Raw genomic sequence first — 20893 nt, forward strand, 5'->3', positions numbered from 1 at the left:
TTTCACCCTCCCGCGAACACAGCGGCCCGTCCGAGGAATCGGACGCAATTCACGGACTTTCGGCGTACCGTGAAGAGAACGCGCCGTGGTGTTCGACTCCGACGCTCGCTTCACCCGAAAGGTGGCACGCCATGCCTCGCACCTGGCACCGTTGGATCCCCGCAGCAGCAGCTCCCGTCGTGGTGGGCGCCGTCGTCCTGGGCGGAGTCTTCGCAAGCAGTGCGTCCGCCGATCCGGCGGACAAGACGCCGCAGCAGGTTCTCGAGCTCGCCGCCTCGAGCACGGTGGAGACGTTCTCGGGCACGATCGAGCAGTCGTCGAACCTCGGCCTGCCCGACGCATCCGGGCTCGGCGGCGCCGGCTCGTCTGGAGCATCCGACGACAGCGAACTCTCCTCAGCACTCGAGTTGCTCACCGCCTCGCACACGCTGCGTGTCTACGTCGACGGCCCCACCAAGAGCCGGGTGCAGATCCTTGACGACATGGCGGAGCGCGACGCGATCCGCAATGGCGACGATCTCTGGCTCTACGACTCGAGTGACGCCTCGGCCGCGCATTCCACTCTGCCGGCCGACACATCCACGTCGCCCGAGACGCCCTCAGAAGAGCTCACCCCCGCAGAACTCGCCACGAGATTCCTCGACGCGGTCGACCCGAGCACCGATGTCACGGTCGGAGATCCGGTGAAGGTCGCCGGCCGCGCCGCCTACGACCTGATCCTCACCCCCGACAGCTCGGCGACTCTCGTCTCGCGCGTCGACATCGCCGTCGATGCCGACACCGGGCTTCCGCTCAGCGTCGACGTCTTCGCGCAGGGCTCGTCCGACCCGGCATTCCGCGTAGCTTTCAGCTCGCTCTCGCTCGATACTCCTTCTGCCGACCTGTTCGACTTCACTCCCCCGGCCGGCACCGATGTCGCAGAGAAGACGCTCCCGAGCCGCGATGAGGCGGCCTCACACGATGGCGCCACACCGGATGCCGGTTCGCACCCGCAGCCGACCGTCACGGGAACGGGATGGGACACCATCGTCGAACTGCCCGCGACAGCCGGTGCACCCGCGCCGAGCGACTCGTCGATGCTGTCCCAGCTGCTGACTCCGGTCGAGGGCGGTCGCGTGCTGCAGACCACGCTGCTCACCGTGCTCATCACCGATGACGGCCGCGTTCTCGCCGGCGCAGTGCCGGTCGACAGCCTCCTGGCTGCAGCCGCGCAGTGACCTCACGTTCCATCGCGAACCCGTCTGAGCTCGCGATCGAGACCACAGCGCTGACCAAGCGGTTCGGGCGTCAGACGGTGGTCGACGACCTGGCGCTGTCGGTTCCTCGTGGGTCGGTCTTCGGCTTTCTCGGTCCGAACGGCTCGGGCAAGACCACGACGATCCGCATGCTGCTCGGCCTGGCCCAGGCCAGCGCCGGCGACATCTCTCTGCTGGGCGAGCGCATGCCGCAGCGATTAGGAGCAGTGCTGCCGCAGGTCGGTGCCCTGATCGAAGGTCCGGGCTTCTACCCGTTTCTCTCCGGTGCGGCCAATCTGCGTCGTCTGGATTCCGCAGACGGTTTCGCCCCGAGTCGAACGCGCTCCGATCGCGTCGCTCGGGCCCTCGAGAGGGTCGGATTGAGCCACGCCGCCGACAAGAAGGTGAAGGCGTATTCACTCGGAATGAAGCAGCGCTTGGGAATCGCCAACGCACTCCTCGCCCCGCGCGATCTGATCGTGCTCGACGAACCGACCAATGGGCTCGACCCGCAGGGCACCCGCGAGGTGCGCAGTCTCATCCGGTCGCTCGCCGACGAGGGAACGACGGTCTTCGTGTCGAGCCACCTGCTGGCCGAGATCGAGCAGATGTGCACCCATGCCGCGGTCATGCGTGCGGGCCGACTCATGGCGCAGGGAACGCTCGATGAGCTGCGCTCGGCCGGCACGACCCGCGTGAGCGTGACGACGCCCGATGCCGAGGCCGCCGCCCGAGTCCTGCTCGCGCTGGGGCTCGACACCGGGCATCCGGATGCGTCGGGCCCGGTCGCTGGATCAACCGTCGGCCCCGCTTCGACAGCGTTGCCAGGCACCGTCGTCACTGCCACGCTGCCCGAGGCCGTCGCACCGGAGGACATCGTCGCCGCGCTGGTCGCCGCGCAGGTGCGCGTGCGCGGCTTCAGCGTCGATCACGCGTCGCTCGAAGACCTCTTCGTGGCGCTGACCGGCGAGGGATTCGATGTCGTCCAATAACGGTGCTGTAGCCGCCCGACGAGGCGTCGCAGAGCGCCGAGCCCGCCGTAGCCTCGGCCTGGGCTTTCTCGCCTCCGAGCTGGCCGTGCTGTTTCGCCGCCGACGCACGTGGGCGATGCTGCTCGCTCTCGCTGCAGTTCCCGTTCTCATCGCCGTCGCGGTGCGTCTCTCGTCGTCGGGATCGAGCGGCCGCGGGCCGGCCTTCATCGACAGCATCACGCAGAACGGCCTCTTCGTCGGAATCGCCGGGCTCACGATCGCCATCCCGCTCTTTCTGCCTCTGACGGTCGGTGTGGTGTCTGGAGACTCGATCGCGGGCGAGGCCAACACGGCGACGCTGCGCTATCTGCTGGTGTCGCCCGTCGGGCGCATCCGGCTGCTCGTGGTGAAGTATCTGGCGGCCGCCGTCTTCTGTCTTGCGGCGACGCTTACTCTGGCTGTCGCGGGCATTCTCATCGGAATCGCGCTCTTTCCGGTCGGACCGGTGACGCTGTTGTCGGGAGATACCGTGAGCATCGGCGACTCCCTCGTGCGATCGTTGCTCATCGCCCTCTACGCGACGGTGTCGCTGCTGGGGCTCTCGGCGATCGGCCTGTTCATCTCGACTCTCACCGACGCGCCAGTGGGAGCGATGGCCGCCACGGTCGTGCTCTCGATCGTGGCCCAGGTACTGGACTCGCTCTCCCAGACCGCGTGGCTGCATCCGTGGCTCTTCAGTCACTACTGGCTGAACTTCGCCGACATGCTGCGTCAACCCATCGAGTGGTCGTCGTTCGGTCAGAACGCGCTGCTGCAGCTCGGCTACGTCGTCGTCGTCGGAGCGCTCGCCTACGGGCGATTCTCGAGCAAAGACATCCTGTCTTAGCGGTTCGTCCGCCGACGTGAGACCGCGGCGGCGATCAGGCGCCAGCCCAGCAAGAAGACAGCGAGCACGATGGCCGTCACGATCACGAACGACACGGCGACCCCCTGCTCGCTGATGGCGCGCAGGGCCACACCGACGACCGCGGTGGATGCCCAGATCACGACGCCGGGATACGTCACGCCTCGTGGGAATCGCCAGGCGCGGGTGACGAGCCAGCCGATCGCGAGGCCGACGACGAATGGCCACGCGGTGTTCAGGCTTCCGACAACAGAGAAACCCTCGTCGTGGCTGCCTCGACCGATGAGAACGAAGACGAGCACGAGAACGAGATCCGCAACGCCCGCCAGAGCAACGATCATGGGAGCACCTGCTGGTCTATTCACACGATCAGTCTACGAAGCGACCGAGTGCTCGTTCGTCTTCGCCGGTCGCATCATGGCGGCAGGCGCGGCGTCGCGTAATCCCGGAATGAGGCCGAGCTCGTGAAAACCGTTGCGCCGATAGAGGGCGCGGTTCTTCTCCGTCGACGACTCGAGATAGGCGGGGTGCCCGGAGGCATCGGCACGAGCGAGTCCATACGCGAGCAGCGCAGAGCCGACTCCGCGCCCGCGGGCCGACACAGACACGCCGATCTCGCCCAAGTACCAGTGCTGCATACCGGGGCGACACGTGCGGAGTGCATGCAACATCACGGCACCATTCACCAGGCCGAGCAATCCAAGGGCACGAACAAACCGTGGCAACTGTAGCGGAAAAAGCGTAAGCGACCCCGCGCACGGCGATTCCCAGACCGCCACGCCCAGCACGTCGCCCGTCGCGTCGGTGGCGACGTCCACCGTGCCGTGCTTCAGCGGACCGCTGAGCATCATCGCCTCGAACAGACTCCTGAGCCGACGTTCGCGCTCGGGGCCAGGCCCCGGAGGAAGAATGCTTTTCATCACGGGGTCGTCCACGAAGGCTGCGGCGAGAACACGGCCGGCGCTCGCAATGTGATGAGCCTCTGCGCGACTGACGGTGACGCTCAGGTCAGAGGGAGGGATAACGGTAGTCGACGAGGAAGGTGTGGTCATGCAACGACGCTAGCGTCTTGATTTGGCCACTTGGCCAAATCAGGACGAGTGTGTAGGTTTCTTCCATGACTTCCCCAGAATCGACGCGGCGTTCCTATGAGTCGATCCAGGCGAGGCGCACTCAACTGCTGCAAGCGGCCGTCAGGGTCATGGGACGCATCGGAGTGGCCGCGGCATCGACAAGGGCCATCACGGCGGAGGCGGGGTTGCCCCACGGCTCGTTTCACTACTGCTTCGGCACCAAGGAGAAGCTGCTCGAAGAGCTCTTCAGACTCGAGGTGAACGACGTCGCCACGCAGCTCGCTTCTCACCTTCCGACATCAGGAACACTGCGCGAGAGCCTCGAGCTCACCCTCAGAGCAGAACTCGACAGGGTGAAGCGAGACCCCGACAGACAACGCGTGATGCTCGATCTCACCGCCACAGCACACAGCATGCCGGCCCTCGCACAGCTTCCGGGCTGGGAGCATGATCGCTACCTGCAGATCGTTCGCGAAAACCTCGTTCCCTGGGTCGGAACGCATGATCACCGGGCAGAACGGTTGGCCGTTCTCGTCGTGGCCGGCATGCGGGGAATCATCGCGGCGTGGCTGGCGCGGGGGACGCATGACGACGGAGACGAAGCAGAACGCAGCATTCACGATCTCGCGCTCGCACTGGCGCTCTTCGAAGGCGACGCGTCGCCCACCGGTTACTGACCCCGCACGCGCAAACGCCGCCACCCGAATCGAATCGGGTGACGGCGTCGGGGCCTGACGGCTAGCGCTTGCGCTTCTCACGCACGCGCATGCTGACGATGATCGGCGATCCTTCGAAGCCGTAGACCTCGCGCAGTCGGCGCTGGATGTAGCGACGGTAGCCCGGGTCGAGGAACCCCGTCGTGAACAGCACGAATGTCGGCGGGCGACTCGACGCCTGCGTTCCGAACAGGATGCGGGGCTGTTTTCCACCGCGCACGGGGTGCGGGTGGGCCGAGGTGAGCTCAGCGAGGAACGCGTTGAACTTGCCCGTCGGGAGGCGCGTGTCCCACGAGTCGAGCGCGAGCTCGAGGGCGGGGACGAGCTTCTCGAGGTGACGACCGGTCTTGGCCGACATGTTGACGCGGGGAGCCCACGACACGTGCGCCAGATCCTGTTCGATCTCACGCTCGAGGTAGCGACGACGTTCGTCGTCGAGCATGTCCCACTTGTTGAAGGCGAGCACCAGTGCGCGGCCGGACTCGAGGACGAGGTCGATGATCCGCACATCCTGCTCGCTGATGGGCTCGGTCACATCGATCATCACGACAGCGACTTCGGCCTTCTCGAGCGCCGCCGAGGTGCGCAGCGACGCGTAGAAGTCGGCACCCTGCTGCAGGTGCACCCGACGGCGGATGCCGGCGGTGTCGACGAAACGCCAGATGCGCCCGGCGATCTCGACCTGCTCGTCGACCGGGTCGCGCGTGGTTCCGGCGAGCTCGTTGACGACGACGCGCTCCTCGCCGGCGGCCTTGTTCAGTAGCGACGATTTGCCCACGTTGGGGCGACCGAGAATGGCCACACGACGCGGGCCGCCGACCTCCTGCTTCGCGACGGCGGAGACCTGAGGCAGGTCTTTCATGATGATGTCGAGCAGGTCGGCGACACCGCGACCGTGCAGAGCCGACACGGGGTACGGCTCTCCGAGGCCCAGCGACCACAGCACAGAGGCGTTGGGTTCCTGGCGCAGGTCGTCGACCTTATTCGCAGCGAGATAGACCGGCTTCTTCGCCTTGCGTAGCAGGCGGACGACGTGCTCGTCGGTCGACGTGGCACCGACGTTCGCGTCGACGACGAAGAGAACGGCGTCGGCCAGGTCGATCGCGATCTCGGCCTGCATGGCCACGGACGCGTTGATGCCCTTGGCGTCGGGTTCCCAGCCGCCCGTGTCGACGATCGTGAAGAAGCGGTCGGCCCACTCCGCCTTGTACGAGACGCGGTCGCGCGTGACACCGGGGGTGTCCTCGACCACGGCCTCGCGGCGTCCGAGGATGCGGTTCACGAGCGCGGACTTGCCGACGTTCGGCCGTCCCACGATCGCGAGCACAGGCAGCGCCGGCAGGTAGGTGATGGCGTCGGGGTCGTCGGTGGCGGCCTCGAGGATCTCGAGGTCGTCGTCATCGAGGTCGAAGTCGGCGAGACCCGCGCGCAGCGTCTCGGTGCGCGCCGAGATCAGCTCGTCGTCGAGGGTGCCGAGCCTGTCGAGCAGGGTCGGATCGGTGCCCTCGAAGTCGTCTTCGGAGTCGGTCATCGGGCTGGACGGGTTGGGAGCCTTTTTATCGGCCATGCGAGATCCTCGCTGTTTGAGTGTGGACGATCTCGACCACCGCGTGAACGGTCTGGTCGAAGTCGAGTTCGGTTGAATCGAGGGTGAGAACACCATCGGCGGCGTTCATGAAATCGACGACTCGGGAGTCGGCCTGATCTCTGGACCGGAGCTGTTCACCCACGACGGCAGCACTCTGATCGGTCAGTTCCTTGGAACGCCTCGCCATTCTAGCCTCTTCTGACGCCGTCAGCAGGATTCTGACGGGCGCATCCGACGCGACCACCGTTGTGATGTCGCGACCCTCGACCACGATCCCGGGATTCGGGGTCGCACGGATGATGTGCCGGAACAGAGCCGTGAGCCCCGCCCGCACCTCGGGAACCTTCGAGATATGGCGCACGGCGTTCGTCACCCGCGGTTCCCGGATGGCGTCGGTGACGTCGATCTCGCCTACCCGTACGAAGTAGTCGTCGGGCTCCGTGCCGATGTCGAGGTCGAACGTCTTCTGCGCCTCGATGGCGGCGGCCGGGTCCTCGAGGTCGATGCCGCGCTCCAGCAGACTCCAGGCCAGGGCGCGGTAGCAGGCACCCGAGTCGAGGTAGGCGTATCCGAGTGCGGCGGCGGCGGCCTTGCTCACACTCGACTTGCCGCTGCCGGCCGGGCCGTCGACGGCGACGACGAACGTCGTGCTCTCGTTGACATCGGCATTCTCGTGCTGCGTGTTCGTACGATCTGGCATCGTCATCCTGCAATCCTCCAGCCGCGTTGCGACAGTTCATCGGTGAGGCGCTGCACCGCTTCGGGCAGCACCGAGATCTCGGCGAGGCCGATCTGCGCTCCGGGCGAGTGCTCGAGGCGCAGATCCTCGAGGTTCACGTTCGCCTCGCCGATCTCCAGGAACAGCCTCGCCAGTTCGCCCGGCTTGTCGTCGACCATCACCACGAGCGACGAGTATCGCCGGTCGAGACCGTGCTTGCCCGGAATGCGAGCGACTCCCACGTTGCCTCCGGCGAGCTCCTCGTTGATGCGGCGCCGCGACGCGCCCTGCGAGGGGTGCTCGAGGGCGTCGATGAAGCGGTCGAGGTCGGCACGGAAGTCGCGCAGCACGTCGAGCACGGGGCCCGCGTTGGCGCCGAGGATCTGCACCCAGAGCTCGGGATCGCTTGCTGCGATCCGCGTCACGTCGCGCAGGCCCTGCCCCGCGAGATTCACTGCGGCGTCGGGCGCATCGGAGAGTCTGCGGGCCATCACGCTCGAGATCACCTGGGGAACGTGCGATACCAGAGCGACCGATGCGTCGTGCTGCTCGGGACTCATCTCGACCAGGGTGGCACCGAGATCGAGGATCAGGTCGTCGAGCAGCGCCGCCCGCTGGTAAGACACTCCCCCGTGATCGGCGACCACCCAGGGCCGCCCGAGGAACAGATCGGCCCGACCCGACAGCGGGCCGCCCCGCTCGCGTCCGGCGAGCGGGTGCGAGCCGATGTACCGCGAGACGTCGGCTCCGGATGCACGCAGCTCCTCGAGCGGCGCGAGTTTGACGCTGGCGACGTCGGTCACGAGAGCGTCGGGGTAGGCGAGGAGTTCCGCCGCGATGATCTGCGCGGTCACGTCGGGTGGAACGCAGACGACGATGATCCGGGGCGCATCGTCGGCACGGGCACCGCGACCGGCTCCATAGTCGATGGCGATGCTGAGGTTCGTCGGAGACGCGTCGGCGAGGATCACGTCGACGCCCCGGGCGCGCAGCCCGAGGCCGATACTGGTGCCGAGCAGTCCGACGCCGACGACGCGGACCTGGCCGTCGAGGCGCGATTCGACCATGGTCTACTCCCCCGATTCCGGCGACGCAGCGGGCGGGATCGAGTCGTTGGAGCGTGACAGGGTGAGGATCTGGCCCAACTCTGCACCGCTGAGCTCCCTCATCGCCCCGGATCGGAGGTTGCCGAGGTGAAGGGGGCCGAACGAGCGCCGAACGAGGTCGACCACAGGGTGACCGACCTCTTTGAGCATGCGCCGCACGATCCGGTTGCGACCGGAGTGCAACGTGATCTCGATCAGACTGAACCCGTTCGAGGTCTCGAGCAATCGCGCCTTGTCGGCCGCGATCGGGCCATCCTCCAGCTCGAGACCGCTCGTCAGTCGTTGCACCGTCTGCGGCGTCATGGCCCCGCGGACCTTGGCGATGTAGGTCTTCATCACGCCGAACGAGGGATGGGCGAGAACATGCGCAAGATCACCGTCGTTGGTGAGGATCAGCAGACCAGACGTCTCGGCATCGAGGCGGCCCACGTTGAACAGTCGCTCCTCGTACTGCTCTGTGAACTCGCGCAGATCCGGCCGGCCGTTCTCGTCGGCGAGGCTCGACACGACCCCGACGGGCTTGTTGAGCATGACGTAGCGCTTCGACTGATCGAGCTGGATGGCGACATTGTCGACGGCCAGCTTGTCGACGGCCGGATCGATCCGTCGCCCCGGCTCGCGCACGACCTGGCCGTTCACCCGCACACGGCCGGCGGCGATCAGCTCCTCGGAGGCGCGACGCGAGGCCACTCCGGCAGCCGCCATCACCTTCTGCAGACGGATGCCCGTCTCGTCGGGTGTGGCGGGCGCCTGTGCATCGTCAAAGTCGTTCATCAAAGCCTTCCGCGCCGTCTGCGAGCAGCGGCGAAATCGGTGGGAGTTCATCGAGGGAGTTGAGGCCCAACTGGGTGAGCACGAGATCGGTCGTGCCGTAGAGGATCGCGTGCGTCTCGGCATCGGTCGAGACCTCGGTGATGAGCCCTCTGCCGAGCAGGGTTCGCACGACGGAATCGACATTCACCGCACGGATCGAGGCGATGGACCCGCGAGAGATCGGCTGTTTGTAAGCGATCACGGCAAGAGTCTCGAGGGCGGCCTGACTCAGCCGTGACGGGTTCTGCGTCGAGACGAAGTCGGTGACCACGTAGTCGTAATCGGCGCGGACGTAGAGCCGCCACCCGCCACCGACCTCGCGCAACTCGAAGCCACGCCGGATCGATCCGCCCACGCCGTCGAAATCATCGACGAGTCGTTCGATGGCCTGCCGCACGACGGCTACGGGGCGTGAGACCACCGTGGCGAGAGCGACGAGGCTCTGCGGCTCGTCGGCGACCATGAGGATTGCCTCGAGCGCGCGGTCGACATCGGCGACCACGACGGGCGCGGGCGCGGCAGGGTCGTCGGCGGCGGGGAGGTCCTCGATCGAGGTGTCAGTTGTCATAGTCCGCTCCCAGATTAGAGAGGTTCTCCTCGGTCCACGACTCGGCCGTCCAGCTGAGCGTGAGTTCTCCGAGCGGCTCGATCTGCTCGAACGAGATCGACGCGTGCCGATAGAGCTCGAGTACCGCGAGGAACCGGGCGATCACGACACCCTTCTCGGCGATGCCGGCGATGAGCTGACGGAACGACACCGGGCCCGCGCTCGAACGCAGCAGGGTCACGACGTGGGCCGCCTGTTCCCGGATGCTCACCAGCGGCGCGTGCAGATGCTCCAGTCCCACGGTCGGAATCTCGCGCGGGGAAAGTGCCAGGGCAGCAAGCGCGGCGAAGTCGTCCGGCGTCAACGTCCACACGAGTTCCGGGGTCTGTTGACGGTATTTCTCTTCCAGTCGCACCTGACGCACGTGTCGGGTCGACTCAGCGTCGAAGCTCTCGCCGAACCACTCGGCGACCTGCTTGAACGCTCGGTATTGCAACAGACGGGCGAAGAGAAGGTCGCGGGCCTCGAGGAGCGCGACGTCCTCAGCGTCGACCAGTTCGCCCTGCGGCAGCAGACCGACGATCTTCAGATCGAGCAGAGTGGCGGCCACGACGAGAAACTCCGAGGCACGATCGAGTTCTTCGGCGGAGTCGAGACCTCGGAGGAAGCCGATGAACTCGTCGGTGACCTTGCTCAGCGCGATATCGGTGATATCGAGCTCGTGCTTCGAGATGAGCGACAGGAGCAGGTCGAACGGACCCTCGAAGTTCTCGAGGCGGAGTTGGAACGCGGGCGCGTTCTCGCCCGCGTAGAGGTCTGGGCTAGGCGACCGCGCCACGCGCGACCAGTTCTCGGGCCAGTTGCTTGTACGCCTTCGCCGCGGAGTGCTCCGGTGCGAACTGAGTGATGGGACGGCCGGCGACGGACGCGTCGGGGAACTTGACCGTGCGACCGATCACGGTTTCGAGTACGGCGTCACCGAACGCATCCACGACTCGCTCGAGCACCTCGCGCGAGTGGAGCGTGCGCGGGTCGTACATCGTCGCGAGGATGCCGTCGAGCTCGATGGCCGGATTGAGCCTGTCGCGCACCTTGTCGATGGTCTCGACGAGAAGCGCGACACCGCGGAGGGCGAAGAACTCGCACTCGAGGGGAATGAACACACCGTGGCTCGCGGTCAGGGCATTGATCGTCAACAACCCGAGCGATGGCTGGCAGTCGATGAGGATCACGTCGTAGTCGGCGCTGACTTTTCGCAGAACCCGAGCCAGGATCGTCTCTCGTGCGACCTCGTTCACGAGGTGCACCTCGGCGGCCGACAGGTCGATGTTCGCGGGGATCACATCGAGTCCCTCGACCGAGGTGTGCTGGATCGCGGCGGACGGATCCTTGGCGCTTCCGAGCAGGAGGTCGTAGATGGTCAGCGCGTCGTGCGTGTTCACGTTGAGGCCGGCCGACAGAGCACCCTGCGGGTCGAAATCGATGGCGAGAACCCGGCGGCCGTAGCCCGCGAGCGTCGCACCGAGATTGATGGTGGTCGTCGTCTTGCCGACTCCACCCTTCTGGTTGCAGAGGGAGATGATTCGAGCGGGGCCGTGCGACTTGAGCGGTGCAGGATCTGCGAACTCGCGCAGGGGTCGCCCCGTGGGGCCGAACTTCGGTGTCTCGAGTCCCGGAAGCTCGGACCGACCGGTGTTCTTAGTGCCCGCCACGAACGCTGCTCCCATTCCTCCCGGCAAGTGTCACCGGAACGAACTCAACTGTACCGGCCCTGCGACGCCCGGCCGTGTAGGCGGCTCAGCGCGCCCGCGGGTGAGCCGTCACGTACATGTCCCGCAGCGTGTCGGCGGTGACCAGAGTGTAGAGCTGTGTCGTGGCCACAGACGAGTGGCCGAGCAGGTCTTGCACCACGCGCACGTCAGCCCCGCCCTGCAATAAATGGGTTGCAAAAGAGTGTCGAAAGGTGTGCGGCGAGACGTGTGCTTCGAGTCCCGCACGGCGGGCGACGGACTGGATCACCAGCCATGCCCCCTGGCGTGACAGCCGCTGGCCGCGCTGGCCGAGGAAGAGTCCCGGTGTGGCCCGACCACGGGCCGACAGCACCGGTCGCGCCCGCACGAGATAGGCATCCACCGCCTCGCGAGCGAAGCTGCCCACCGGAACGACCCGCTGCTTGCTGCCCTTGCCGATCAGACGAACGATCTCGGCGTCGTCCATCACGTCGTCGACGTTGAGCCCCACGGCCTCCGACACGCGGGCGCCGGTGGCATAGAGCATCTCGAGCAGGGCACGGTCGCGGAGGGCTAGCACATCGTCTCCGGTGACGGCGCCGAGGAGGGTGCTCATCTGGTCGATCGTGATGGCCTTCGGGAGCCTGCTGGCGAGTTTCGGCGGCTTGATCTCCCGCGCTGCATCACTCTCGACGGCCCCCTCATCGGCGAGATGTCGATGGAAGCCGCGCACAGACGAGAGCACGCGCGCGACGCTCGAGGCCGCGAGGGGTGCCGGCGGAGTCTCGTCCTGCCTCTCGACGGTGCGCAGCGACCCAGCGAACAGACCGATCTGCGCCGGGGTGATGAGCCGGGCATCCGACACGCCCTGAGCCGCGAGCCAATCGGTGTAGCGGCCGAGGTCTCGGCGGTAGGCCGCGAGCGTGTTGACCGACAGCCCGCGTTCGATCGTCAGGTGACGCAGGTACTCGTTCACCTGCGGCTCGAGAGCCATGCGCTACGACGACTGCCGAAAGCTGCGCAGCGCCTCCCGCTGAGGCCATGGCGCGTCCGCAGGGGCCAGGGTCGACCATCCGCGAGACCGAGCGACGAACGCCGCGTAGACGGCCACGACCAGAGAAGGGTTCTGCACACGCCGGGCCACGACCGCGTCGAGGGCCTCGTCGAGAGGCACCCACCGCTTCTCGATGTCGGCTTCTTCGTCTTCGCGCGCGAAGGCGTCGGTGTCGGTGACGCCACGGGCGAGGTACACGCGGATCGCCTCGTTGTTTCCCCCGGGGGTCGTCACGTAGTCGCTCAGCACACTCCACGAGTCTGCGGAGAGGTCGACCTCCTCGGCCAGCTCGCGCTTCGCCGCCTCGAGCGGATCCTCGTCGGCGACGTCGAGCAGGCCCGCGGGAATCTCCCACTCGCGGGAACGGATGGGATGCCTGTACTGCTTGATGAGGAGCACCCGATCCTCGTCGTCTACGGCGAGAACGGAGACTGCTCCCGTGTGATCGACGAATTCGCGGGTGATCTGATCGCCGTTGTAGTCGAACGTCTCGCGCCGCACATCCCAGATGGCACCCTCGAAGACGACCTCACTCGAGACGATCGGGAGGTCGATGCGCTCATCGGCGAGCTCGTCGACGGGCAGCTTCTCAGACACCGGACACTACCCCGTCGACCTCGCCGATGGACGCAGCCTCGTCTTGAGAGAAGAGGCTGGATGCCTCGTGCCGCTCGAGCGCGGCCTCGACGAGTCCACGGAAGAGCGGGTGCGGGTCGCTGGGCCGGCTGCGCAGTTCGGGATGCGCCTGGGTGGCGACGTAGAACGGGTGCACCGTGCGCGGAAGCTCGACATACTCGACCAGCGAGTCGTCGGGCGACGTTCCGCTGAACCACAGACCCGCATCCGCGATCTGCGAGCGGTAGTGGTTGTTGACCTCGTAGCGGTGACGGTGTCGCTCGCTGGCCACCGGAGCCCCGTAGAGCGCCTCGACGATAGAGCCTTCGGCGAGCTTGGCCTCGTAGAGCCCCAGTCGCATCGTGCCGCCCAGGTCTCCCCCGGCGATGATGTCGACCTGCTCCGCCATCGTGGCGATGACGGGGAACTCTGTGTCGGGATCGAACTCGCTCGACGACGCACCCTCGAGGCCGGCCTCGTGCCGGGCGTACTCGATGACCATGCACTGCAGGCCGAGGCAGAGGCCGAGTGTCGGGATGCCGTTCTCGCGGGCAAAGCGGAGCGCACCGAGCTTGCCCTCGATGCCCCGCACGCCGAATCCGCCGGGAACACAGATTCCGTCGACCTCCGAGAGTTCGCGCGCGGCACCCTCCGGAGTCTCGCAGTTGTCCGACGGGATCCACTTGATCGCGACCTTCGTCTTGTGCGCGAACCCGCCGGCCTTCAGCGCCTCGGTGACCGAGAGGTATGCGTCGGGCAGGTCGATGTACTTGCCGACCAGGCCGATCGTCACATCGTGCTTCGGCTCGTGCACGGCGGTGAGCAGAGGCGACCAGCGAGACCAGTCGACGTCTCCGGCACCCTGAGTGAGGTCGAGGCTGTCGATGATGTAGGCGTCGAGACCCTGGTTGTGCAGCATCGTGGGGATGTCGTAGATGCTGGGCACGTCGACGGCATTCACGACGGCCGCCTCGTCGACGTCGCACATCAGCGCGATCTTGCGCTTGTTCGACTCGGAGACGGGGCGATCGCTGCGCAGCACGAGCGCATCGGGCTGGATGCCGATCGAGCGCAGAGCGGCAACGGAGTGCTGCGTCGGCTTCGTCTTCTGCTCGCCGGATGCGCCCATGTAGGGCACCAGCGAGACGTGCACGAAGAAGACGTTCTTACGACCGAGCTCGTGTCGCACCTGACGGGCCGACTCGATGAACGGCTGGCTCTCGATGTCGCCGACCGTGCCCCCGATCTCCGTGATGATCACGTCGGGACGCGGTGAACCGTCGGCCGGCTGCTCGGCCTGGAGCCGCATCCGGCGCTTGATCTCGTCGGTGATGTGCGGGATGACCTGCACCGTGTCGCCGAGGTACTCGCCGCGGCGTTCCTTGGCGATGACCGTCGAATAGATCTGACCGGTCGTCACGTTGGCGGCCTGGTCGAGGTTGATGTCGAGGAAGCGCTCGTAGTGCCCGATGTCGAGGTCGGTCTCGGCGCCGTCGTCGGTCACGAAGACCTCGCCGTGCTGGAACGGGTTCATGGTGCCCGGATCGACGTTCAGATACGGGTCGAGCTTCTGCATCACGACGTGCAGTCCGCGTGCGGTGAGGAGATTGCCGAGACTGGCGGCCGTGAGGCCTTTGCCGAGACTGGAAACCACACCGCCGGTGACGAAGATGTGCTTCGTCGGGGTGTTCGAGGTCGAGGGGAGGCCGGTCACCGGAGTGCCCGCCTGGGATGCCATCGACGAGCCGGAAAGGACCTGGGGATTTTGACCATCTGCCACGGAGTTTCATCCTAACAGTCGTGGTGGGCGGTGCGACCCGTGATTCTCGCCCGGCGGGTCCGCCGAGCGAGTAGAGCTATCCTGCTGCCGCGAGATCCAGCAGTTCGCGGGCGTGTTCGAGACCGCTCTTCGAGTCGGGAAGACCCGACAGCAGTCGCGCCATCTCGGCCGCCCTCGCATCGCCGTCGAGCTGGGTGACACTCGACGCGGTGACCGCGCCAGACGAGTCCTTGACGACGGTGAGGTGGTTCGTGGCGAATGCCGCGACCTGGGCGAGGTGGGTCACGACGATCACTTGAGAGGTCTTGGCGAGCAGCGCGAGTCGACGTCCGATCTCGATCGCGGCCGCTCCGCCGATGCCCGCATCGACCTCGTCGAAGACGAAGGTGGGCACGGGGTCGGTTGCAGCCAGAACCACCTCGATGGCGAGCATCACTCGCGAGAGCTCGCCGCCCGATGCACCCTTGGCCAGCGGTCGAGGAGCGCTGCCGCCGTGCGGTTGCAACAGGAACGTGATGGCGTCGGCTCCCGAGGCGCTCAGCTCGTCACGTGGCGAGACCTCGATGACGAGTCGCGCGGTGGGCATCGCAAGGGCGGCGAGTTCGTCGGTGACCCGCGCCGAGAGTTCGACGGCGGCCTCTGTGCGCGCGGCGGTGAGCTCCGCGGCGAGAGCGACAGACTGCGCATCGAGATCTTCGAGCTCTGCTCCGAGTTGCTCGATGCGATCCGAGTCGTTGTCGAGCTCGAGCAGACGCGGACCCGCCGACTCTCCGAAACGGATCACGTCGGCCAGCTCTGGGCCGTACTTTCGCGCGAGCACGGCGAGCGAGGCGCGACGCTGCTGAATGGAATCGAGTTCCGCGGCCGAGTCCGCATCGAGTGACGCGAGATAGCTGGAGAGCTGGGTGGAGACCTCGGCGACCAGGAAACCGGCGCTGGCCAGCGAGTCGACGATGGGGGCCAGGGCCGCATCGTGCGGAGCCACTCGCTCGAGCTGGCGACGCGCGCTGTCTAAGAGCCCGATGATGTCGGGATGAGAGTCGATGGCCTCGCTCGACACGAGGTCGCGGGATTCCTCGGCCGCGAGGCGCAGATCTTCGAGATTGGTGAGCTTCTCGGCGCGCTCCGCGAGTTCGACGTCTTCGCCGTCGATCGGGTCGACCTCGGCGATCTCGGCGAGAGCGACGCGCAGCCCATCGGCCTCGCGTGCGCGCTCATCGCGCTCGTCGACGAGCCGCGAGAGTTCGGCTCGAGCGGCACGGGCGCGACCGAACGCGTCGGCGTATCGAGCGGCGACGCCCGCGACGGCCTCGCCGGCGAACCGGTCGAGGGCGGCGCGCTGCTCGGTCGACGAGGTGAGTCTCATCTGGTCGGATTGACCGTGCACCACGATCAGATGCTCCCCGAGTTCGGCGAGGAGACTCGCGGGAGCACCCCGGCCACCGACGACGGCCCGGCTGCGCCCTTCGCTCGAGACGGTGCGCAACAGGATGAGCTCCGCCAGATCGTCGCCCTGAGGATCGAGGTCTCCCCCGGCATCCTGAACCCGCGTTGCGATGTCGCCCTGAGCAGGCACCAGCCACCGCCCCTCGACCGAAGCCTGTTTGCTTCCGCTTCGCACCGTTCCGGAGTCGGCGCGCGCGCCGAGCACGAGGCCGAGAGCCTGCACGACCATCGTCTTGCCCGCGCCGGTCTCGCCGGTCACGGCGGTGAAGCCCGCGCCGAGCGGCAGCACAGCATCGTCGATGACACCGAGGTCTCGAATGGAGATTTCGTTAATCACGGGAAACGGGGCCTCGCCATCCTGATACCGGCAGATTGAACTTGCCCACCAGACGATCGGAGAACGGCCCCAGGTGCAGGCGCGCCAGCCGCACGGGGGTGGGGGAACGGCGTACGACGACGCGGGCTCCGAGAGGCAGGTCGTGGGTTCTCCGGCCGTCGCACCACAGCACTCCGGTGCCCTGGGTTCGCGGAAGCACCTCGACGGCGAGAGCCGAATCCGGACCGACCACGAGCGGCCGCGCGAACAGCGCGTGCGGGCTCAGTGGAACCATCAGCAGCGCGTCGAGACTCGGCCAGACCACCGGTCCGCCGGCGGAGAAGGCGTACGCCGTGGATCCCGTCGGGGTCGACATGACAACGCCGTCGCATCCGAAGCTCGACAACGGTCTACCGTCGACCTCCATCACGACCTCGAGCATGCGTTCCCTGCTCGCCTTCTCGACGGTCGCCTCGTTCAGCGCCCACGTCTCGTAGACGACCTCGGAGTCGACCTTCACTCGCACGGACAGCGTCATGCGCTCCTCGACGTGGTAATCCAGCGCGAGGGCCCGCCTCACGGTCTCGGTGAGATCTTCTCGCTCGCTCTCGGCGAGAAAACCGACATGGCCCAGGTTGACACCGAGCAGAGGAACGGCAGACCCGCGCACGAGCTCGGCCGCGCGAAGAATGGTTCCGTCGCCGCCGAGCACGATGACGAGCTCAAGATCGGCCATGTCGACATCGACGCCGAGAACGGGCATGCCCGCGAGCTGCTCGGGGTACGCTCCGACGTCGTCGACCTCTTGGGGGGCGATCACGGCAGTGACACCGGCGTCACGCAGCTGAGCGCAGACCCGCACAGCGGCGTCGACCGAATCCTGGCGGCCCGTGTGCAGCACCACGAGGATGTTGCGCTGGTTCACCATTCTCAGACTCCCGTCATTCTGGTCACGCGATCCAACCATTCTGTCGGATTACGACCGACAACCGCGCTCAACCAGATCAGATACTCCTTGTTGCCAGCGGCCCCGACGATTGGGGAGGATGCGATTCCCGCCGTTCCGAGACCGAGATCGAAGGCGCTCCACAGCACCCGCGTCACAGCCTCGCCGCGAAGGCCGGCATTCTTGACGATGCCCTCCTTGATACCGGTGCGACCCACCTCGAACTGAGGCTTCACCAGAAGAACGAAGTCGGCATCGGGCGTCGCTACCGTCTGCAAGGCCGGCAGAACCGTGGTGAGCGAGATGAACGAGAGGTCTCCCACGACGAGCGAGGGCGCTTCGTCTACCCGAGCTGCCGCGGCGAGTGTCTCCGGCGTGGCGAAGCGCACATTGAAACCCTCGACGACGCGAACGCGCGGATCGTCGGCGACCACCGAGGCGAGCTGTCCGTGACCGACATCCAGAGCGATCACCTGCCGGGCCCCGCGCTCCATGAGGACCTGGGTGAAGCCGCCCGTCGATGCACCCGCGTCGAGCGCGAGCCGGCCGTCCACGACCACGTCGGGGAAGGCATCCAGAGCAGCGACGAGCTTGCCGGCCGCCCGACTCACATAGCCGTCGTCACCGTCGACGGAGAGCGCCTGGCCTTCTCGCACACGGAAAGACGCCTTGACCTGGGCCACTCCGTCGACTCGTACCAGGCCGGCCGTGATGAGCTGCGCGGCGTGCGTACGGCTCCGAGCGAGCCCGACAGCAGACAGAGCGGCGTCGAGTCGAGACTCAGTCATCGAGTAGGGCGTCCCCGCCCTCGAGCCGCACGCGCAACGCATCGTGCAGCTGCACGTACGCGTCGGCTCGGGCGTCGAGTGGTTGTTGTTCGATGACACGTACGCGCGAGAGGAGCGCGTTCGAGATCTCGGGTTCGGCGTCAGTCACAGCTTCTAGAGTACCGTCGCTGCATCGCTCAACCGGCGTAGAGCTCCTCGGGTACCTGCAGACCGTAGATGGCGCGTCCGGACTTCCAGATGACCGCGCACGCGGCCCGAAGCAGGTCGGTCGGATTGTCTCCGGCCGAGGCCACCACGACATCGTTGCCGCGGATGAGGACTGTAGCGCGATTGACCGTCGCTTTCTGCGAGTCCTTGGAGAAGGTCGTCTCGGGATAGGGCTCGAACAGGCCGCGCAGGTCGTCGAGTATGAACTGCGGCCTCTCGTCGGGCTTCGCCGACAGAAGCTGCTTGGCCTTATCGACGCCAGTGAGAACGTGCACCACGGGCATTCCCGCGCGGTTCGCTCCGATGATGTCCGTGTCGAGCCTGTCTCCGACGAAGAGAGGTGACACAGCATCGAAGCGGCGCTGGGCCTCCTCGAAGATCGGCACTTCGGGCTTGCCCGCGACCACAGGCAGTCGTCCGACCGCCGTGTGCACCGCAGACACGAGTGTGCCGTTGCCCGGGGCGATTCCGCCGGCCACGGGAATGGTCCAATCGGTGTTCGTCGCCACCCACGGGATGCCCCGGTGAAGTGCGAAACTCGCCTCCGCCAGCTGCTTCCACCCCACGTCGGGCGAGAAGCCCTGGATGACTGCGGCCGGCTGATCGGCGGCATCGCGCGTCACGCGGAACCCGGCTTTGCCGAGTTCGTCGATGAGGCCGTCGCCGCCGACGACGAGAATCAGGGAACCCGGTTCGACGAGGCCGGCCAGAAGCCTGACGGCGGCCTGCGGGCTGGTCACGACGTCGCTCGGCGAGACGTTCAACCCGAAGCTAGAAAGATGTTCTGCCACCTGGGTGTCGGTTCTCGACGCGTTGTTGGTCACGTAGCCCACCCGGGCTCCGGATGCCGAGACACGAGACAGCGCGTCGACCGCAAAGGGGATCGCTGTGGGCCCTTGATAGACGACACCGTCGAGATCCGCGAGGACCACGTCGACCCCGTCGAGAGGGGTTGCCACGCTACGAGTCCGACGGGCGAACAGGCTCACTGCCGTTCTCCTCTTCCGGCGCACGCTGTTCTTCGGGCGCACGCTGAGCGGCATCGCTGATCACGTCGTCGACGGAATCGAAGACGATGTCCTCTTCGTAGACTTCCACGAGGTCGCCGTCATCACCGCCGAGAGCCGCGTCGGCGCGTGCTGCTCGCTCACGCCACGACTCCGCCTCATCGACCCGGCCGAGGTCTTCGAGCACATCGGCGTAAGCCGAGAACAGATCGGCACTGTACGAGTAGGCCACGTCGGGGTTCAACTGGGGAATGTCGAGCTCGTCGAGCGCCGCCTCGGTCTGACCGAGGTCGAGGCGCGCACCGCTCATGGCGATCGCGACGGCGACCTGGGTGGCCGACGACAGCTCGGATCGCTGAACAGACCTGCCTACCTCGAGGGCCCTATCGGGGCGCCCGACGCCGCGCTCGCTGTCGACCATCAGGGCGAGCTGCTCGTTCGATCCCGAGATACGACGGTAGGTCCTCAGCTCCCGGATAGCCAGAGCGTAATCACCCGTGGCATAGGCCGTGATGGCAAGGGTCTCTCGAACGATGCCGATGCGGCCGGCGCGACGCGCAGCGGAGATGGCGTGCCGGTGGGCAAGCTCCGGATCGGACTCGATGAGCCTCGCAGCCATGGCGAGATGCTGAGCGACGCCCTCGGCGTTCTCCTTGCTGAGAGTCTTCAACTCGTTGCGCGCACCCTTGTCGAGATCCCGCGCGGTGACACCCTCGGGAATCTCCGGGTCGTCATGGCGCGGCCGCACGGCGCGGAGAGCTCGAGCCTGCTTCTCCTCTTCGCTGAGTTCCACCTCGCGTGAACGCGCGTCGCGGTCGTTCCGAGCCGGCTTACCGCCACTGGTCCAGAGCTTGCGGTCGGAGCCCCTGTCGGGACGCCCGCCGCGGACAGGCCGATCACGCTGAGGTCGATCGCCGTCGCGTGCAGGGCGGTCGGTACCACCCTGTCGGTCGGGGCGATTCGGACGGTCGGCGCGGTTCGGTCGATCGGGACGATCCGACCCCGACGGACGTCCGGACTGCGGACCCCGGTTCTGGCGGGGAGCATCGTCTCGTCGGCCAGGTCGCTGCGGACCTCGATCAGGTGAATCGGTCATCGAAAATATCTCCCCACGCTGACGCGGACTCCGCGGCGTGCTCTGAATGCTGTGTAGTTGATTGGTTCATCCAATGCTTCACACACGGTACACGGTCACGCGTGTCGTAGCAGTGAATGGATGCTTAAACAGCGAATGGCCACCCCTAGGGGGTGGCCATTCGTGTAATAGGAGTCCGGCGGTGTCCTACTCTCCCACAAGGTCCCCCTTGCAGTACCATCGGCGCAGAGAGTCTTG

Annotated in this window: 22 protein-coding genes; 4 read left to right on the top strand and 18 right to left on the bottom strand. The window is 66.6% G+C overall.

Annotation, left to right across the window (positions count from 1 at the left end):
- Positions 1 to 131: 131 nt before the first annotated feature.
- The 3 genes from ASE64_RS14390 to ASE64_RS14400 are packed head-to-tail and all read left to right on the top strand — an operon-like array spanning position 132 to position 3092.
- A complete protein-coding gene (locus ASE64_RS14390; protein WP_055781803.1) occupies positions 132 to 1217 on the top strand; it encodes a LolA family protein in 1086 nt (361 codons plus the stop codon).
- Positions 1214 to 2227, top strand: coding sequence for an ABC transporter ATP-binding protein (locus ASE64_RS14395; protein ID WP_055781806.1), 1014 nt, complete (start codon positions 1214 to 1216; stop codon positions 2225 to 2227). The genes ASE64_RS14390 and ASE64_RS14395 overlap by 4 nt, the downstream gene beginning before the upstream one ends.
- The gene (locus ASE64_RS14400; protein ID WP_082466330.1) at positions 2214 to 3092 is read left to right on the top strand and encodes an ABC transporter permease; all 879 of its coding nucleotides are present in this window, start codon (positions 2214 to 2216) and stop codon (positions 3090 to 3092) included. Before ASE64_RS14395 ends, ASE64_RS14400 begins: the two co-directional genes overlap by 14 nt.
- Here ASE64_RS14400 and ASE64_RS14405 read toward each other — a convergent pair.
- Together ASE64_RS14405 and ASE64_RS14410 are read right to left on the bottom strand one after the other, a co-directional pair.
- Positions 3089 to 3475: a DUF3054 domain-containing protein gene (locus ASE64_RS14405; RefSeq protein WP_235480628.1), complete on the bottom strand. Its 387-nt coding sequence runs from the start codon at positions 3473 to 3475 to the stop codon at positions 3089 to 3091. The two genes, ASE64_RS14400 and ASE64_RS14405, sit on opposite strands and share 4 nt — an antisense overlap.
- A 9-nt stretch (positions 3476 to 3484) precedes the next feature.
- Positions 3485 to 4162 (bottom strand): GNAT family N-acetyltransferase, encoded by a 678-nt coding sequence (locus ASE64_RS14410; protein WP_055781812.1) that lies wholly within the window; start codon positions 4160 to 4162, stop codon positions 3485 to 3487.
- A gap of 65 nt (positions 4163 to 4227) precedes the next feature.
- Between ASE64_RS14410 and ASE64_RS14415 the strand changes: the two genes are divergently transcribed.
- On the top strand, positions 4228 to 4860 hold the full coding sequence (locus tag ASE64_RS14415; RefSeq protein WP_055781814.1) for a TetR/AcrR family transcriptional regulator: 633 nt from the start codon (positions 4228 to 4230) through the stop codon (positions 4858 to 4860).
- A 61-nt stretch (positions 4861 to 4921) separates the two neighbouring features.
- On the opposite strand, the gene der is transcribed toward ASE64_RS14415, so the two are convergent.
- From der to ASE64_RS14490, 16 genes are all read right to left on the bottom strand, one after another.
- Positions 4922 to 6430 (bottom strand): ribosome biogenesis GTPase Der, encoded by a 1509-nt coding sequence (der, locus tag ASE64_RS14420; protein WP_055781817.1) that lies wholly within the window; start codon positions 6428 to 6430, stop codon positions 4922 to 4924.
- Positions 6431 to 6455: 25 nt separating this feature from the next.
- Positions 6456 to 7187, bottom strand: a complete 732-nt coding sequence (gene cmk / locus ASE64_RS14425; RefSeq protein ID WP_156351954.1) for a (d)CMP kinase — start codon at positions 7185 to 7187, stop codon at positions 6456 to 6458.
- A 2-nt stretch (positions 7188 to 7189) separates the two neighbouring features.
- The gene (locus ASE64_RS14430) at positions 7190 to 8272 is read right to left on the bottom strand and encodes a prephenate dehydrogenase (protein ID WP_055781819.1); all 1083 of its coding nucleotides are present in this window, start codon (positions 8270 to 8272) and stop codon (positions 7190 to 7192) included.
- Positions 8273 to 8275: 3 nt separating this feature from the next.
- Positions 8276 to 9085 (bottom strand): pseudouridine synthase, encoded by an 810-nt coding sequence (locus tag ASE64_RS14435; RefSeq protein ID WP_055781822.1) that lies wholly within the window; start codon positions 9083 to 9085, stop codon positions 8276 to 8278.
- Positions 9072 to 9692 carry an SMC-Scp complex subunit ScpB gene (scpB, locus tag ASE64_RS14440; RefSeq protein WP_055781825.1) on the bottom strand — a complete coding sequence of 207 codons (621 nt, stop codon included), beginning with the start codon at positions 9690 to 9692 and terminating at the stop codon, positions 9072 to 9074. The genes ASE64_RS14435 and scpB overlap by 14 nt, the downstream gene beginning before the upstream one ends.
- A complete protein-coding gene (locus ASE64_RS14445; RefSeq protein WP_055781828.1) occupies positions 9682 to 10509 on the bottom strand; it encodes a segregation and condensation protein A in 828 nt (275 codons plus the stop codon). The genes scpB and ASE64_RS14445 overlap by 11 nt, the downstream gene beginning before the upstream one ends.
- On the bottom strand, positions 10493 to 11398 hold the full coding sequence (locus ASE64_RS14450) for a ParA family protein (RefSeq protein ID WP_055781831.1): 906 nt from the start codon (positions 11396 to 11398) through the stop codon (positions 10493 to 10495). The genes ASE64_RS14445 and ASE64_RS14450 overlap by 17 nt, the downstream gene beginning before the upstream one ends.
- Before the next feature lie 70 nt (positions 11399 to 11468).
- Complete coding sequence (xerD, locus tag ASE64_RS14455) at positions 11469 to 12395, bottom strand: site-specific tyrosine recombinase XerD (RefSeq protein WP_055781834.1); 927 nt, start codon at positions 12393 to 12395, stop codon at positions 11469 to 11471.
- 3 nt (positions 12396 to 12398) lie between these two features.
- Positions 12399 to 13052: an NUDIX domain-containing protein gene (locus ASE64_RS14460; protein WP_055781837.1), complete on the bottom strand. Its 654-nt coding sequence runs from the start codon at positions 13050 to 13052 to the stop codon at positions 12399 to 12401.
- A complete protein-coding gene (locus tag ASE64_RS14465; protein WP_055781839.1) occupies positions 13045 to 14808 on the bottom strand; it encodes a CTP synthase in 1764 nt (587 codons plus the stop codon). Before ASE64_RS14465 ends, ASE64_RS14460 begins: the two co-directional genes overlap by 8 nt.
- 118 nt (positions 14809 to 14926) lie before the next feature.
- Entirely contained in the window at positions 14927 to 16633 is a 1707-nt protein-coding gene (gene recN, locus ASE64_RS14470; RefSeq protein WP_055781842.1) for a DNA repair protein RecN, read from the bottom strand.
- A complete protein-coding gene (locus ASE64_RS14475) occupies positions 16626 to 17540 on the bottom strand; it encodes an NAD kinase (RefSeq protein ID WP_055781845.1) in 915 nt (304 codons plus the stop codon). Before ASE64_RS14475 ends, recN begins: the two co-directional genes overlap by 8 nt.
- Positions 17541 to 17542: 2 nt before the next feature.
- Positions 17543 to 18346 (bottom strand): TlyA family RNA methyltransferase, encoded by an 804-nt coding sequence (locus ASE64_RS14480; protein WP_055781848.1) that lies wholly within the window; start codon positions 18344 to 18346, stop codon positions 17543 to 17545.
- Positions 18339 to 18494: a hypothetical protein gene (locus ASE64_RS17670; RefSeq protein ID WP_200920251.1), complete on the bottom strand. Its 156-nt coding sequence runs from the start codon at positions 18492 to 18494 to the stop codon at positions 18339 to 18341. Before ASE64_RS17670 ends, ASE64_RS14480 begins: the two co-directional genes overlap by 8 nt.
- Positions 18495 to 18522: 28 nt before the next feature.
- On the bottom strand, positions 18523 to 19542 hold the full coding sequence (locus tag ASE64_RS14485; RefSeq protein ID WP_055781850.1) for an HAD-IIA family hydrolase: 1020 nt from the start codon (positions 19540 to 19542) through the stop codon (positions 18523 to 18525).
- Positions 19514 to 20353: a hypothetical protein gene (locus tag ASE64_RS14490; protein WP_235480629.1), complete on the bottom strand. Its 840-nt coding sequence runs from the start codon at positions 20351 to 20353 to the stop codon at positions 19514 to 19516. Before ASE64_RS14490 ends, ASE64_RS14485 begins: the two co-directional genes overlap by 29 nt.
- Positions 20354 to 20893: the final 540 nt, after the last annotated feature.

Source organism: Agreia sp. Leaf210, assembly GCF_001421485.1.
In the GTDB taxonomy this organism is placed as follows: Bacteria; Actinomycetota; Actinomycetes; order Actinomycetales; family Microbacteriaceae; genus Agreia.

Excerpts from the sequence above, each read along its gene's own strand:
- ASE64_RS14435 (WP_055781822.1), bottom strand. The coding sequence starts at position 9,085 with ATGAACGACTTTGACGATGCACAGGCGCCCGCCACACCCGACGAGACG.
- ASE64_RS14475 (WP_055781845.1), bottom strand. The coding sequence starts at position 17,540 with ATGGTGAACCAGCGCAACATCCTCGTGGTGCTGCACACGGGCCGCCAG.
- ASE64_RS14430 (WP_055781819.1), bottom strand. The coding sequence starts at position 8,272 with ATGGTCGAATCGCGCCTCGACGGCCAGGTCCGCGTCGTCGGCGTCGGA.
- ASE64_RS14465 (WP_055781839.1), bottom strand. The coding sequence starts at position 14,808 with ATGGCATCCCAGGCGGGCACTCCGGTGACCGGCCTCCCCTCGACCTCG.
- ASE64_RS14450 (WP_055781831.1), bottom strand. The coding sequence starts at position 11,398 with ATGGGAGCAGCGTTCGTGGCGGGCACTAAGAACACCGGTCGGTCCGAG.
- ASE64_RS14400 (WP_082466330.1), top strand. The coding sequence starts at position 2,214 with ATGTCGTCCAATAACGGTGCTGTAGCCGCCCGACGAGGCGTCGCAGAG.
- xerD (WP_055781834.1), bottom strand. The coding sequence starts at position 12,395 with ATGGCTCTCGAGCCGCAGGTGAACGAGTACCTGCGTCACCTGACGATC.
- ASE64_RS14415 (WP_055781814.1), top strand. The coding sequence starts at position 4,228 with ATGACTTCCCCAGAATCGACGCGGCGTTCCTATGAGTCGATCCAGGCG.
- ASE64_RS14390 (WP_055781803.1), top strand. The coding sequence starts at position 132 with ATGCCTCGCACCTGGCACCGTTGGATCCCCGCAGCAGCAGCTCCCGTC.
- scpB (WP_055781825.1), bottom strand. The coding sequence starts at position 9,692 with ATGACAACTGACACCTCGATCGAGGACCTCCCCGCCGCCGACGACCCT.
- ASE64_RS14410 (WP_055781812.1), bottom strand. The coding sequence starts at position 4,162 with ATGACCACACCTTCCTCGTCGACTACCGTTATCCCTCCCTCTGACCTG.
- cmk (WP_156351954.1), bottom strand. The coding sequence starts at position 7,187 with ATGCCAGATCGTACGAACACGCAGCACGAGAATGCCGATGTCAACGAG.
- der (WP_055781817.1), bottom strand. The coding sequence starts at position 6,430 with ATGACCGACTCCGAAGACGACTTCGAGGGCACCGATCCGACCCTGCTC.
- ASE64_RS14480 (WP_055781848.1), bottom strand. The coding sequence starts at position 18,346 with ATGACTGAGTCTCGACTCGACGCCGCTCTGTCTGCTGTCGGGCTCGCT.